Origin of the sequence: Lysinibacillus sp. S1, from assembly GCF_044986265.1 — a bacterium.
GTDB lineage: Bacteria > Bacillota > Bacilli > Bacillales_A > Planococcaceae > Lysinibacillus > Lysinibacillus capsici.
Map to the genome: position 1 here is coordinate 1,031,011 of NZ_CP173154.1, position 13,508 is coordinate 1,044,518.

Below are 13,508 nucleotides of genomic sequence, written 5' to 3' on the forward strand. Positions count from 1 at the left end.
TTTATTTCCCCTCCATCTCTACTATCAAATTGCCGTATTTATCAATTTCAATTGATTGATTATTATTGATTACGACCGTAGATGTTGGATTTTCCACAATTGCAGGACCTGTAATGACATAGCCAGGTACTAATTTTTGTTGGTCATAGACATTGACCTCTACCCAACCTGTTCCCTTCACATATAAATTGCGTTGTGCCTTGATACATGTGGAATTGTCGATATGAGAGAAGTCTAGCTCTTTAAATTGAACCGCCTCATCTTTCCCGTAGATTGTAAGATGTAAGTTGACTAACTCAATTGGTGTAGCTGGTAAATCAAAAGAAAACTCTTGTTTATGTTTGATATGGAAGGCTTCTGCTAATGCAAGTAGCCCCTCTTCATCAAGCGTAATAGCTGATGCATTTAATTTAACGGCATGCTCTTGACCTTTGTAGCGTAAATCATAATTAATTTCAAAATAATAATGATCCTTTGATAATGGTGCATCTGCATAKGCATTAGCAATGACTTGATCAMTATTTTCTTGAATAGCCGCAAGATGGTCTTTGTCAAAKTTCATTAAACTTGTTTGAATGTAATCTTGTCGATATTCGGTCATCATCATTCCTAMTGCTGAGAAGACGGATGATCCTTAWGGAATAATGACTTTTTTCATACCAAGCTCTTCTGCTAAATTAATCGCATGTAGTGGACCACCACCACCAAATGCCACCATTGTAAAGTCTTCAGGATCATAGCCTTTACGAATAGAGATCAGCTTCAGTGCATTTAACATATTGGAGTTTGCAATATCTAAAATACCCTGTGCTGCTTCTTCTGCTGACACATTAAATGGTTTCGCAATTGCTTCAACAAGAGCCTCCTCCACTTTGTCAATGGATACTGGGTTATCAAAGTTTGCTAAGGATAATCTTCCTAAATAAACATTGGCATCTGTAATTGTTGGCTGTGTATTCCCTAAGCCATATGCTACAGGCCCTGGCTTTGCCCCAGCAGAATCTGGTCCAACCTTTAATGAGCCAAACTGATCTACACGTGCGATAGAGCCACCACCATTTCCGATTTCCACAATATCCACTACAGGTGTTTTAATTGGATAGCCCGCAAATTTTTCATTTCTTTCAATATAGTAATCTGTTGTGACATTGACTTTGCCATCTGTAATAAGCGAACATTTTGCTGTCGTCCCACCAACATCAAAAGCTATGATATTCGATTCATTTAAAAGTTGGCCTAATTTAGCTGCCCCAAACATCCCTGCTACAGGTCCAGATTCAACGAGGTTGATTGGTAGCTCCATTGCTTTATCAAAGCTTGTAGTTCCGCCATTCGATTGCATAATTTTTAAATGGTCTGTAATGCCAATTGTGCTTAATTTCTCTTTTAGGCTTTTTAAGTAGGCATGTGCAATTGGCTTTACATAAGAATTAAGGACTGTTGTGTTTGTTCTTTCATACTCACGGTATTCTTTAATCGTTTCACTTGAAAGTGTGATATATACTTCCGGCCAAATTTTTAAAATGGCTTCTTTTAACTGTTGTTCATGAATTGGATTTTTATAGCCGTGTATTAAGGAAATGGCAATCGCCTCAACACCTAATTCCTTAAATTTATAAACGATCTCGTCAACTTCCTCGGTATTAAGCGCTTTCATAATATTTCCTTTAAAATCAATTCGCTCATCAATTTCTTGACGTAAATAACGCTCTACAAATGGTTCTGGCTTTTTATATTTAAAGTTATATAAGTCTGGTCGATTTCCACGAGCAATTTCTATAACATCACGGAAACCCTTTGTTGTAATTAACCCAACTACGCCCCCTTTTCTTTCCGTTAATGTATTGATGATAACCGTCGATCCATGAATAAATGATTCAATGAAAGAATCTTCCGTTACATGTCGTCCTAATACATTTAATATGCCATCCTCAAAGTGACCAGGTGTCGTATGTCCCTTATCAAAATGAAGATTTCCTTTTTCATCTGTGAAAACTAGGTCAGTAAAAGTACCGMCAATATCTGTTGCGATTTTCAAGACTTCATMCCTCCRTGTTCCTATTATCGGTACAGTGTTCCGAATTAGAATTAAATAAATTATATTTAAAAGAAAAAGAAAATTCAATGTATTTTTTAAATAAAAATTCATTTGACAATTGTCCTTCGTTGTAAAAACCCGCTCTATCTTTCCAATATCAGAGAACTATTGATAAAAAATACCAAACACATTTATATAAGGAAGGTTCTCGTGATTTTTGTGCAACATAAAAAAGATCCTAGTTTTCACTAGAATCTTAAAATCGTTTTAAAAAAATTAATTTTTATGAATTTTTACTCAAGAGGTGGATGAAGGAATCATCCGAAATTTTACTTTTATACCATATTTGCATTGTAGATAGACGATGAATTGGGTCACCTCCTACAAACCATGTTTACCCATTATCAATAAAAAAGCTGCCCATTTAAGTAGGCAGCTTTTAATATTCTGTTAAAACAATCCTACCGCATGTCCTTCGTTATCGACATTCATGCGTAGCGCAGCTGGTGCTTTTGGAAGTCCTGGCATTGTCATAATATCGCCAGTTAGACAAACTAAGAAGCCTGCACCAAGCTTTGGAATAACTTCGCGAATTGTGATGGTAAAGCCTTCTGGACGACCAAGTAAACTTGGTTGGTCTGATAAAGAATACTGGGTTTTCGCCATACAAATTGGAAGGGAGTCCCAACCAAATTTTTCGATTTGGGCAATTTGTTTTTTGGCTTGGTCTGTAAATTGTACATCTTTCCCGCCATATACCTTTTGCACAATCGTACGTACCTTTTCTTCAATTGACTCTGTTACATCATATAAAGGAGAGAAGTTGTTTTCTTCCTCTAGCACAGCTAGTACTTGCTCAGCTAAGGCTAGACCACCTTTACCGCCCTCTTCCCAGACATTCGTACGGGCAATGCGAACATGATTTTCTTGACACCAGTTCAGAACGGCTTCTAGTTCAGCCTCTGTGTCCGTGATAAAACGATTTAAGGCAATAATTGGTTCAACGCCAAATGTACGAACTGTATCTACATGTTTAGCTAAGTTTTCAATTCCTTGTAGGAGTGCTTCCACATTTTCACCTACAAGCGCTGTTTTCGGTACACCACCATGCATTTTTAATGCACGAATTGTCGCTACAATGACAACTGCGCTTGGTTTAAAGCCTCCCTTACGAGCTTTAATGTTCATGAATTTTTCAGCACCTAAATCAGAGCCGAAGCCCGCTTCTGTCACCACAATATCAGCTAGCTTACGAGCGGTTTGTGTCGCCATAATAGAATTACAGCCGTGGGCAATATTCGCAAATGGACCACCATGGATAATAGCAGGTGTTCCCTCTAATGTTTGAACTAGGTTTGGCTTGAAGGCATCTTTTAATAATAGTGTTAAGGCACCCTCTACCTGTAAATCACGCACAAAGACAGGCTCACGCTCGAAAGTATAGCCAATCACGATACTAGCGATTCGCTCACGTAAATCCTCAATGCTTGTTGCTAAACAGAATACCGCCATAATTTCAGAGGCAACCGTAATATCAAAGCCATCCTCACGCGGCATGCCTTGAACAGGACCACCTAATCCCACCACTACCTTACGAAGGGCACGATCATTTAAGTCCATGACACGCTTCCAAATAATGCGTCGTGGATCAATGTTAAGTGTATTTCCTTGGTGGATATGATTATCAATAAATGCGGATAAAGCATTGTTAGCTGTTGTAATCGCATGAAGGTCGCCAGTAAAATGTAAATTAATATCCTCCATTGGTATAACTTGTGCGTAACCTCCGCCAGTTGCGCCACCTTTTACGCCCATGACTGGACCTAATGATGGTTCACGTAATGCGACCATCACCTTCTTATCTAATTGATGAAGGGCATCTGCTAGTCCAACAGTCACAGTCGACTTTCCTTCACCAGCTGGGGTTGGACTTATAGCTGATACTAATACTACCTTTGCATCCTCGCCCTGAGCAGTAATTTTTAATGGGTCGATCTTTGCTTTGTAGCGTCCATACTGCTCAAGAGCATCCTCTGGAATACCCGCAGCATTGGCAATTTCCGTAATAGGTTTGATCACTGCTTGACTAGCGATTTCTAAATCTGATAATGGTTGATTTTTCGTTGTCATTTGGCATCCTACTTTCTATGTTGTTCATTTCCATTATAGTCTTAATTGTGAAAAAAAAGAAAGCCAGATATGCAAGCATTTCGTCAATCAATTGACTTATTTGTTCAATTCCTGTATGTTCTAAGAGAAAATGCAATTTTTTCACATTTTCTCAATGAGTGCACCATTTATTTAACTTTATTTTACATTCAAGCGCATTGGAGGCGAATGCTTATGCAACAGGGGATCGTAAAGTGGTTCAATAATGAAAAAGGTTATGGCTTTATTGAATGTGATGATGGCGAAGATGTATTTGTTCATTTTACGGGCATCCAGGAGGAAGGCTTCCGTACACTTGAAGAAGGTCAAAAGGTTTCATTTGATGTTGTGGAAGGCAATCGTGGACCCCAAGCATCAAATGTTGTAAAACTATAAGCGTAATGGGACTATCCGTGTAGTTCCAGATTAGCAGCGGATTAGGAAATGCATCGTTTCCTTCATCCGCTTTTTGTATTGTTTTATAAGCTGAATGCCCCCTCCATGTTATAATAGAAGTAACAAGACGTAAGGAGGGATTTCGATGCAAAAACAAAATAAACCCATGACTGAAGTTATTTTGAAGCATAAAGAACGACAAAGTGTAGCAGAATTTGCAGCAACACTGGAAACGATTGCAAAAAAGCTTAAAGAAAATGGTGAATTCACTTTTGTTCAAGACACAGAGCCAACAGTTGTCAGCCCAAGTGAACAGCTCAAAATCGAATACTCCTATACAAAAAAGGGCGACAAGCATTCATTTGAAATTGAATTTGATTGGTATACAGGTACAGAAACACCGAAAAAAATGACAATTGAATAATAATTGGCAACGAAAATCCAGTCTTCTGATTAAGTGGATATGTCCAAAGTGTTGAAGTAAAGATCATGTCACTAGCTAAAACTTTCTAGCAAGGTGGGGGTGATTTCGCTCCATGGTCTCCTCTGTAACGCTAAATCCACAGGAAAGCAAGTAGCCAGCATCAGAAATTCTATTGATGGTTTTGTTTTTCAATACTTATGTAAAGAGGCTGGAGCAACAGTGTTTCAGCCCATAAAAATACCGAGCTATCCACTAAAACGCTTACGAAGTGTTTCGGAATRGYTCGGTTTTTCTAGTTATCATGTTTGTTAATTTAAAGATTATTCGGCTTTATGAAGGTCCCAGTTAGTTATGGCCCAGCCTTTTCTCATTATCGATTTATCCAATAAAAAGCACCAGGGCAAACTAAAGTTTCCTTTGTTCGTTTAGGATCCTTTAATGTCACACCAAATGGTCCCTCTTTGACATGACCAAGTGTCATTGTCATCGCGCTCTCTTCCTCATAGAAATCTAAACGCATATTCGGTAGCTGTAGTGACWKATACTGCTCATATTGCGTAVGCACHGGTAGCTGTAACACCTCTTGCCACAGCTTAACTGTTGCCTGCATGTCCTTGACGTAGAATTGGACGGATTCCATCGTTATAGCCTGTTTGACATCAATGGCACCACTTGCCTTTAATTGAACCAAACGCTCTTCATCTTCCTCCGCCCATTCAATCAAAAATGGAAAATCAATTGGCAGATCTGGCTTACCAAAATGCAGTAGCTTCCATTCTACCACAGTGCCATCTGGTCTTGTTCTGCTACATGCATCTGGTCCATATACTTCATAGCCCAATGCTCGCAAGCGTCGACCCTCTTCCTCAATATTTTTTGTGCGCAGAGCAATTCGAGAAAATCCCTGGCGCTCTTGATCACGTTTAAACGTATAATGTAGGGAATATGGGTATTGTGCCGCTTGCTCAAATAAATCACGATCATAGATAGCAATTTGTTCAATATAGCTTAAGCCAAAGTAGCTTAACGTATTATAAGTCCCCCACATCGTGTGCTGCCCACCATTCACTGTATGGACATTTCGTTTATTGAAGAAAACCTTTATATTTTCTGGTGATTCCACTTGATGAACCAAATGATCAAAATATAAAGTCATGGCCATTCCCCTTTCTTTCCCCATTACCTTTACCTGTATGTTTGATTAGTTTAAAATTTACTCAAGAAAAGGAGTTACTAGTAGGATATGAAAAAAAGTTTCGTTTACCTACAAACTCCRTTCACTAATTTCATAAAGAGGTGATTTGAATGACAGATKTAGTAGCTGCTTTTAAATTGGCATTAGGTAATTATCCTACAGGCGTAACAGTTGTCACGACATGTCATGACACAAAACCGATTGGCTTAACCGTCAATTCCTTTGCATCTGTTTCAATCGACCCGCTCCTTATTTTGTGGTCACTCGATAAAAAATCTCAGCTCCATCCTTATTTCACGACTGCGCCAAATTTTGCGGTCAATATTTTAGCGAGTGATCAAGAGCATTTATGTACACTATTTGCCAGTAAAATCCCTGATCGCTTTGCACAAGCAAAATGGTCAACTTCCTCTTTAGGACTACCGATTTTACATGATACAGCAGCTAATTTACAATGTAAAACATTTCAGCAAATCGATGCTGGCGACCATACCATTTTTATTGGGCAGGTCGTAGACATTACAAATGCTCAAAAAGAGCCTTTGCTTTATCATCGCCGTCATATCGGTCCCATACCAAAAAGCTTTTATAGCTAGTCTTTACACAAAAAAAGGGCCACTTGTAAGCACAGGAAATCCTTCATGCTTATAGGTGGCCGTTTGACATAAGTTCTACTGAAATCATTGTTATTTTTTCTGCGGAAATCTCTGCTTTTCAAGCCTATTAATTTGCACAATCACACCATCTTGAATCGTAATATGCACTTCACCAAATTCAAGATTTTGAATCGCCTTCGCAATTGCCTCTAGTTTCTTATCATCTACTTTTACTGACTGAGCCATACGATACACCCCTTCTTTTTTATCCTAATTGTTCATAAAGAGGCCAACGCATCAAACTGATTGATAGCCCCTCCTATCTCTCAGACACCATCTGTTGGATTTGGCACCTGTTGTTCGGTTGCCGAGGCTTCATTGGGCCAAGTCCCTCCACCTCTCTTGATAAGAGTACTGCGTTTCTTGAAAATAATTCTATAATTCTGCTATAGGAATGTCAATACAAAATATTAGAAAACCTAGTTGAATACTATGCAATATGTCGTTTAGATTAAAAGACTCCCTAAACCTAAAGTATTTTATGCCTAGTCAGTGAGAAATAGATGGCAATCCATTAATTTATTACAAGCTCCATTTCCTCATCATGAATTCAAGTGGGCCTCGATGATGTTTAGTCCTCCACCATACAGAAACAACGACACATCCTAAAAAATAACAGCAGGCATACAGCATGGAAAAAGCAAGTGTTTGGTTCTCCAGCTTTTGGCAAATAATTAGTATTCCAATGCCTATAACAACATGGCCAACATAATGCGTTAAAGACATTTGTCCTGTTAATATGAAAGATTGAATAACTTTATTTTTACATGTCTCTACAAGATAGATGGAGCCAACAATGATAACAATAGCCGAAGCCGAATTAGATAGGACATACATCATATTCGGTGGAATCGGTCCTGTATCAAATAAATACAATGCACTCTCTACATCTAATAAATGAATGGTTGTCATCTTAATGAATAACGTTGAACAAGTCTCAGTCATGATGACTAACAATAAACCTATCACCAGTAAGTTTTTTCTTAATGTATGATTTGTTAAATCTAATGTGCCCATTACCATACCTATCAGAAAGAAGCAAATCCAGGGGAATAGTGGATGATAGCCATTAAACATCAAATTTCTTATAAATCCTGCTGGTGTCCAAAAATCAAGATACTCTAGTAGCACATATGTTGGATGCCAACCAGCAAGGTAACTAAATTGAATTTGAAGCCATTGTGAAAGGATAAGGATGGCACCGATTATGAAGATCATCATTTTCTTGGATTGGGCAATCAACCAAGCAGCAACAAACATATACACGCCATAATAATGTAAGATATCTCCTGTCCAGCCGATTGCATATAATATTATCCCTATCGTAAATAACAAAAGCGCCCTCTTCCACAAAGTAAGTCGATTTTGACGAAGAAGGATTGGGTCCTTACTCTCTCTAGCCTGACGAGTCATTAAGGCTGTCCCTATTCCTGCTAGCATAACAAATACGGCCGAAGCACGTCCCTCGAAAAGATGTTGGAAGGCAATTAACCATGTTGAACCATTCGTTGTAGAATCTGTTATGACGCCAAAATTGACAATGAACATGCCAAGCATGGCGAGAGCTCTTGCAAAATCAAGACCTTCAATGCGCCGATCATCATTTCTTTTTGTCATCTTTGCCCCCTTGGATAACGCTATGTACAGCCTCCTTCCAAATAGCCCTATAGTTCAATTGGTTGCCTGTTAACATGAAATTACCGATATTATCATAGACGAGGGCTAGCATTTGTGCCTTCGCTTCTATATGGGGAGTATCCTCTAGCACCCCTAGCTGTACGCCATATCGTAGGATAGCAACAAAGCTCGTTAAAAAACTGGTTTCTAGCTCTACTAATTGTCTTTTATAGTTTTCATCGCGGGCCGCTAATAGTACATATTGATTAAATATTTTATTAAAATAAGGGTCCTTGTCCTGTGCCTCAATAGATTTATAGCCTAGCTTAAGTAATTCCTCCTTAAAATTAGCAGAAGAAAGCTCTTTATAATCCACAGCGACATCATGTTGAATTTCTTTATACAATTCATCAAATATGAAAGCGATTAATTGATCCTTTGATTGAAAATAATAGTAAATGGCTGGTTTTGAAATACCGACCTCTGTAGCAATCATTGCTAAGCTTGTTTTTTCAAATCCATTTTCCGCAAACATCCCATAAGCAATTTCTATAATTTTGTGAAAAGTTTGTTCTTTATTTCCCATTATTACCCTCCTTTTTTTACCGACCGTTAAGTAAATATTATAGGATGCTAACCTTTTAGACAAGAAAAAACTGTGTAGAAATATTTCTCTACACAGTTCACATTTATTGATTTTGTAAATACATCATTAAAGCTTCTGCTGTTTTTTGCTTGCCCATTACTTTAAGAGGCTGTCCATCGGCAGGTACAATCCAATGAGGTTCATCCCCCCCATATAAAGACTGAGAGCTATTTGCTACCATAAATTGTGCATTGGCTGTTTCCATACGCAGTCTGGCACGAGCTAACAAGAATTCCTCATCATTCGTTGCTTCGAGCTTAAAGCCTACTAACGTTACATTCGGTTGCCATCCCTTAATTTGACCTAATACTTTTGGTGCTTTTTTAAAATGAATAATAGGTGGTTCGTCAGAAGGCATTTTCCCCGTTTCCTCCATTAAATTACCTGATTGATCATATACTTTGTCAATGACCCAATCAGAGCCCGCAGCCGCCATAATGACGATATCGACATGTTGTTGTTGAACTGCATGACGCACCTTTTGTCCTAAATCCTCTATGCCTTCAAATTGTATCAATGTCATATCATTTTGGTTTTCTGGAAGCTGTGCAAAGTAACCATGCATGTATACTACGTTAGCGCCAGCAGCCAGCGCCGCCTCTGCTAAATAACACCCCATTGTGCCTTTTGATAAATTCGTATGACCTCGTACACGATCCCATTTTTCAAGTGTTCCCCCACTTGTAATGAGTACGGTTTTGCCCTGTAATGTCCCCATACACTCACCTATTTTCTTAAATATATACAAATACTATTTTAACGTAATGTAAGGATAGGCTTCAATAGCCACTATTTTAGGGAGCTGTTTTGTTCTTTTAGCCAAGCACTTAATATCTCTGCAAATTTCTTTGTGACGGGCGAAGCATGGTGTTTCATGGCAATACCAATCGTTCGGTAGCCACCTTGCTTTAATGGAATCGCTCTCAATGTTGGCGGTAAATTTTGAATAACCAACTGAGGTAAAATACTGATCCCTAAATGATGAGAAATCATGGAAAGAATCCCTACCTCCTCGGAAAGCTCAAAGCGGATATTCGGCTTAACATGATATTGCTCTAATAGCACCTTGACATCATTTGTCCCTTTATAGGAAGTCATAATAAATGGCATATCCTCTAAATCTACGATATCAATTTCTGTCTTATCAAACAATGGACTTTTATCCGAAACAATACATAATAATGGGTCTTGTTGGAGCTCAGTGAACTGATATTGCTCTGACTTTTGACCATTCAAAAATCCTGCTTCTACTTCACCACTTAAAAGCCATTGTTCAATTTCATAGTAATCTCCCTCTCGTAACTCCACCTGTATCCCTGGAAATTGATTATCCATAATCCGAACAATTTCTGGCATCCAATTTGAAGAAATACTCGATATCACACCAATTCGAACCTTACCTCGTGTCACGCCATGAATGTGAGCTGCTTCCTGTTGCAATAATTCCTGAGCATCCAAAACCTGACGCATTGCCCTTAGCATTGTTTGTCCCTCACTCGTTAATGTCACACCCACACGACTTCGATGAATGAGCGCAAAGCCAAACTCTTTTTCTAAACTCGACACGGCATGACTCACAGCAGATTGTGTTAACCCTAGCGCATCAGCTGCTTTTGTAAAGCTTGCCACCTCTGCCACCTTTGTTAAAATCTCATATTTCACTAAGCTCATCCGCAATCCCTCTATATACATGAATTTTTTTAATCCTATTCATTATAAACATTCGTTTTACTAATCACAACACAAGATATATAGTAATTTTTAGTATAAAACTGTTTTAGTACACAGATGGTAGGTGAACATAATGAGTATCCAAGGAAAAGCAAATGTATTGATGGTTATTGTCACAATGTTTTGGGGGCTCTCTTATACCTTTATGGTCATGGGGCTAGAAACGTTGGCAGTTTATAATGTGGTGGCATTACGTTGTAWCATMGMATTTTTCGTAGCAGGACTTAKTTWTTACAAACGGATGATSAAAGTAAAKGGTAAAACATTAAAAKATGMGGCTATTCAAGKATTTTTATTATTCATTGTGTTCGCGKTAAGTTTATTTGGTTTACAATCTACTTCTGTTTCAAATGCTGGCTTCATCTTAAGCCTAACGGTCGTGTTAGTGCCGATTTTCAGCAGCTTTATTGAAAAAAAATTACCTTCTCGAGCAGTTAGCTTTGCMATCATTTGTACCATGATTGGTATTACCGTCTTAACAGCACACGGCTCATTCACATTCCATAAAGGTGATTTATTAGTAGCAATTGCTGCGTTATGTTATTCAATTTATTTACTTTTAAATAGCTCATTCACACGAAATGTAGAGTCCATTTCATACGGAATTTATCAGCTTGGCTTTGCTGGTATTTATGCACTTGTGTTAACCTTTCTATTCGAAACACCGACAATGCCAAATTCAGCAATATCCTGGATTGCAATTTTAGGGCTTGGCATCATCTGTAGTGCGTTTTGCTTTGTGGGTCAAACTGTTGCACAACAGTATACTTCTGCTACACATACAGGTCTTATATTCTCCTTAGAACCAATTTTTGCCGCTATGTTTGCCATGATGTTTATCGGAGAAGGCATAACAATGAAATTAATGATTGGTGGCAGCTTCATTCTTATAGGGAATTTAGTAGCACAATTAGAGCATTTCCATGTATTACGTTTTATGAAAAAGGATGCACAGGAAAAAGTCATACAATAATATAGTGCATATGAATAAAAAAGGAAGCTGAGAGTTATTTCTCAAGCTTCCTTTTACTATGTATTGAATTTATAGCACGATTACATGTAAAATAGTATAACTTTTACAGGGACGAAAATAAAGGAGATTCATACATGCAAATTCAAACCTTACATACGTCATATTATTTACCAACCAAGGATAATCAACCAATTCAAACACAAAACCTACTGGATTTAATGAGACATGTCGGTGGCCGTGAAGAGGAAGACGAAAAAAAGAACAAATCGAAAATTGAGGTCAGATACGAAAATGGCTATGTACGTCAATACCTTGTCAAACCAACAGGACAAAGGGTTCTCCTCATGGAAACCAAACAAAGCCTTGATATTAGAGAATCTACTAATTTACAAGACCTGCTTTCGCAACCTTTTAAAAAGAAAACAAGTGATCCTATTCTTTCAATACTAAATGCGAAAAATAACATTTCTAAATATAAAGATGGCATTTAAAAAATAGCCCTTCTTTTCAAGACATGCTAGATAAAATAATAGACAAAGTCGAAACAATCGACTTTGTCTATATTCAAACTAGCGAGAAATAGTCATATCTCGTTAGTTTGATTCATTATAAAAATCTTCTATATTGCTCTGCCTCTGCCATACGCTGTTGATTTCTTAAACGCTCCTCTTGCTCTTCAGCAGTCTCTGGATATGTTTGGAGTGTATCGACATCATCCTCATGTTCTGCATATAAGACAATACTTCCCTGTTCTACAAGATGCGCATAGTAAGCGATTTGTCCCTCTGACAGATTAAATCGTTTTAAACCCTCTGTAACGGCTGAGTCGCCTGTAAACCAAGATTTAAATTGATCTACCCAATTTCCAGCCTCATGCGTTTGCACATCGGCATCCCATTTTACATCCTCAAACTGTTGGGGATCTCTCGCAATAATATGAATATCGTCTTGGTGATAACCTTCCATTCGCATATTCTCTAAAATGTGAAGCATTTCATCCCTTGTATGGGCCACCTCAATTTTTGGATTTTGTTCATTCATCATGTTCAATTCCTCCTATGTTGTATGGCTTACTAGGTAATTACCCGCACTACACACAAACAAACCCAATTTACTAAACTGTAATAATTGTTAAATTGCCTTAAACTACGTTGCTGATTTGACATAATAAGTTCAGGGCAGAAAAAAAGCATGCTGGAGAGAATTTCTTCTTCAGCATGCAAATTGTCAATTTTTACTTGTCAAGAAAGGCCTTTAACATCCATGTATGCTTTTCAAGAGACTGATACATGGCATTGAGTAAATCCTCTGTACGGTCGTCTCCTTCTTCTGCGGCTAGCTCCATTGTAGAATTTAAAGCTTTCATCAGCTTTTGGAAATCTGAGATTGTCGTTGCAACCATGTCCTCTGTCGTTTCTTCACCTGTTGCTTCATCTACATAGGATAGCTCTAGATGCTCTTTTAATGTTGCCACTGGCTTGCCATCCTTTGATAAAATACGCTCTGCTATTTCATCTAAATTCAATGTTGTTTCATTATATAGCTCTTCAAATTTTGCATGCAGTGTAAAGAAGGCTGGACCTGTGACATACCAATGATAATTGTGTAGCTTTGTATAAAGCACAGACCACGTCGCCACTAGCTTATTTAATTGTTTGTTTAAGTTTTGTGTCATAATCAATTT

Annotated in this window: 14 protein-coding genes, 1 pseudogene and 1 riboswitch; of the genes and pseudogenes, 5 read left to right on the forward strand and 10 right to left on the reverse strand. The window is 38.0% G+C overall.

All coding sequences use genetic code 11. From position 1 onward, the window contains the following. Position 1: 1 nt before the first annotated feature. Positions 2-2,038 (reverse strand): annotated as a pseudogene (locus tag ACHZEU_RS05540) (hydantoinase/oxoprolinase family protein). Between the two features lie 450 nt (positions 2,039-2,488). Further along, the gene (locus ACHZEU_RS05545) at positions 2,489-4,168 is read right to left on the reverse strand and encodes a formate--tetrahydrofolate ligase (protein WP_048390103.1); all 1,680 of its coding nucleotides are present in this window, start codon (positions 4,166-4,168) and stop codon (positions 2,489-2,491) included. A gap of 213 nt (positions 4,169-4,381) precedes the next feature. Between ACHZEU_RS05545 and ACHZEU_RS05550 the strand changes: the two genes are divergently transcribed. Together ACHZEU_RS05550 and ACHZEU_RS05555 are read left to right on the forward strand one after the other, a co-directional pair. Continuing rightward, positions 4,382-4,582, forward strand: coding sequence for a cold-shock protein (locus ACHZEU_RS05550; RefSeq protein ID WP_004269397.1), 201 nt, complete (start codon positions 4,382-4,384; stop codon positions 4,580-4,582). 145 nt (positions 4,583-4,727) lie between these two features. Beyond that, positions 4,728-5,006 carry an amphi-Trp domain-containing protein gene (locus tag ACHZEU_RS05555; protein WP_048390101.1) on the forward strand — a complete coding sequence of 93 codons (279 nt, stop codon included), beginning with the start codon at positions 4,728-4,730 and terminating at the stop codon, positions 5,004-5,006. 370 nt (positions 5,007-5,376) lie between these two features. On the opposite strand, the gene ACHZEU_RS05560 is transcribed toward ACHZEU_RS05555, so the two are convergent. Next, positions 5,377-6,162 carry a VOC family protein gene (locus ACHZEU_RS05560; RefSeq protein ID WP_404804162.1) on the reverse strand — a complete coding sequence of 262 codons (786 nt, stop codon included), beginning with the start codon at positions 6,160-6,162 and terminating at the stop codon, positions 5,377-5,379. Between the two features lie 149 nt (positions 6,163-6,311). On the opposite strand from ACHZEU_RS05560, the gene ACHZEU_RS05565 reads away from it, so the two are divergent. Then, positions 6,312-6,797 (forward strand): flavin reductase family protein, encoded by a 486-nt coding sequence (locus ACHZEU_RS05565; RefSeq protein WP_404804163.1) that lies wholly within the window; start codon positions 6,312-6,314, stop codon positions 6,795-6,797. A gap of 90 nt (positions 6,798-6,887) precedes the next feature. Here ACHZEU_RS05565 and ACHZEU_RS05570 read toward each other — a convergent pair whose 3' ends face one another. The 5 genes from ACHZEU_RS05570 to ACHZEU_RS05590 all read right to left on the reverse strand — a co-directional run bounded on the left by ACHZEU_RS05570 (position 6,888) and on the right by ACHZEU_RS05590 (position 10,791). Continuing rightward, positions 6,888-7,043: a YezD family protein gene (locus tag ACHZEU_RS05570; protein ID WP_004269393.1), complete on the reverse strand. Its 156-nt coding sequence runs from the start codon at positions 7,041-7,043 to the stop codon at positions 6,888-6,890. A gap of 70 nt (positions 7,044-7,113) precedes the next feature. Further along, a riboswitch (SAM riboswitch) is annotated at positions 7,114-7,209 on the reverse strand. Between the two features lie 170 nt (positions 7,210-7,379). After that, positions 7,380-8,474 carry a DUF418 domain-containing protein gene (locus tag ACHZEU_RS05575; protein WP_403019385.1) on the reverse strand — a complete coding sequence of 365 codons (1,095 nt, stop codon included), beginning with the start codon at positions 8,472-8,474 and terminating at the stop codon, positions 7,380-7,382. Beyond that, positions 8,458-9,060, reverse strand: coding sequence for a TetR/AcrR family transcriptional regulator (locus ACHZEU_RS05580; protein ID WP_066037708.1), 603 nt, complete (start codon positions 9,058-9,060; stop codon positions 8,458-8,460). Before ACHZEU_RS05580 ends, ACHZEU_RS05575 begins: the two co-directional genes overlap by 17 nt. Before the next feature lie 103 nt (positions 9,061-9,163). Further along, on the reverse strand, positions 9,164-9,838 hold the full coding sequence (locus ACHZEU_RS05585; RefSeq protein WP_048390090.1) for a phosphopantothenoylcysteine decarboxylase: 675 nt from the start codon (positions 9,836-9,838) through the stop codon (positions 9,164-9,166). Positions 9,839-9,909: 71 nt separating this feature from the next. Next, a complete protein-coding gene (locus tag ACHZEU_RS05590) occupies positions 9,910-10,791 on the reverse strand; it encodes a LysR family transcriptional regulator (RefSeq protein WP_048390089.1) in 882 nt (293 codons plus the stop codon). Between the two features lie 211 nt (positions 10,792-11,002). Here ACHZEU_RS05590 and ACHZEU_RS05595 point away from each other — a divergent pair, with 211 nt between their 5' ends. Next, on the forward strand, positions 11,003-11,824 hold the full coding sequence (locus tag ACHZEU_RS05595) for a DMT family transporter (RefSeq protein WP_404804573.1): 822 nt from the start codon (positions 11,003-11,005) through the stop codon (positions 11,822-11,824). A 134-nt stretch (positions 11,825-11,958) separates the two neighbouring features. Then, positions 11,959-12,315: a hypothetical protein gene (locus ACHZEU_RS05600; RefSeq protein ID WP_054550811.1), complete on the forward strand. Its 357-nt coding sequence runs from the start codon at positions 11,959-11,961 to the stop codon at positions 12,313-12,315. 115 nt (positions 12,316-12,430) lie between these two features. On the opposite strand, the gene ACHZEU_RS05605 is transcribed toward ACHZEU_RS05600, so the two are convergent. Together ACHZEU_RS05605 and ACHZEU_RS05610 are read right to left on the reverse strand one after the other, a co-directional pair. Then, complete coding sequence (locus tag ACHZEU_RS05605) at positions 12,431-12,868, reverse strand: general stress protein (RefSeq protein ID WP_048390084.1); 438 nt, start codon at positions 12,866-12,868, stop codon at positions 12,431-12,433. Positions 12,869-13,058: 190 nt separating this feature from the next. Beyond that, entirely contained in the window at positions 13,059-13,499 is a 441-nt protein-coding gene (locus tag ACHZEU_RS05610) for a Dps family protein (RefSeq protein WP_054550810.1), read from the reverse strand. Positions 13,500-13,508: the final 9 nt, after the last annotated feature.

Bases quoted from the DNA above. Each gene is read 5' to 3' on its own strand.
- ACHZEU_RS05585 (WP_048390090.1), bottom strand. From the start codon at position 9,838: ATGGGGACATTACAGGGCAAAACCGTACTCATTACAAGTGGGGGAACA.
- ACHZEU_RS05570 (WP_004269393.1), bottom strand. From the start codon at position 7,043: ATGGCTCAGTCAGTAAAAGTAGATGATAAGAAACTAGAGGCAATTGCG.
- ACHZEU_RS05590 (WP_048390089.1), bottom strand. From the start codon at position 10,791: ATGAGCTTAGTGAAATATGAGATTTTAACAAAGGTGGCAGAGGTGGCA.
- ACHZEU_RS05555 (WP_048390101.1), top strand. From the start codon at position 4,728: ATGCAAAAACAAAATAAACCCATGACTGAAGTTATTTTGAAGCATAAA.
- ACHZEU_RS05550 (WP_004269397.1), top strand. From the start codon at position 4,382: ATGCAACAGGGGATCGTAAAGTGGTTCAATAATGAAAAAGGTTATGGC.
- ACHZEU_RS05580 (WP_066037708.1), bottom strand. From the start codon at position 9,060: ATGGGAAATAAAGAACAAACTTTTCACAAAATTATAGAAATTGCTTAT.
- ACHZEU_RS05545 (WP_048390103.1), bottom strand. From the start codon at position 4,168: ATGACAACGAAAAATCAACCATTATCAGATTTAGAAATCGCTAGTCAA.
- ACHZEU_RS05610 (WP_054550810.1), bottom strand. From the start codon at position 13,499: ATGACACAAAACTTAAACAAACAATTAAATAAGCTAGTGGCGACGTGG.
- ACHZEU_RS05605 (WP_048390084.1), bottom strand. From the start codon at position 12,868: ATGATGAATGAACAAAATCCAAAAATTGAGGTGGCCCATACAAGGGAT.
- ACHZEU_RS05575 (WP_403019385.1), bottom strand. From the start codon at position 8,474: ATGACAAAAAGAAATGATGATCGGCGCATTGAAGGTCTTGATTTTGCA.
- ACHZEU_RS05600 (WP_054550811.1), top strand. From the start codon at position 11,959: ATGCAAATTCAAACCTTACATACGTCATATTATTTACCAACCAAGGAT.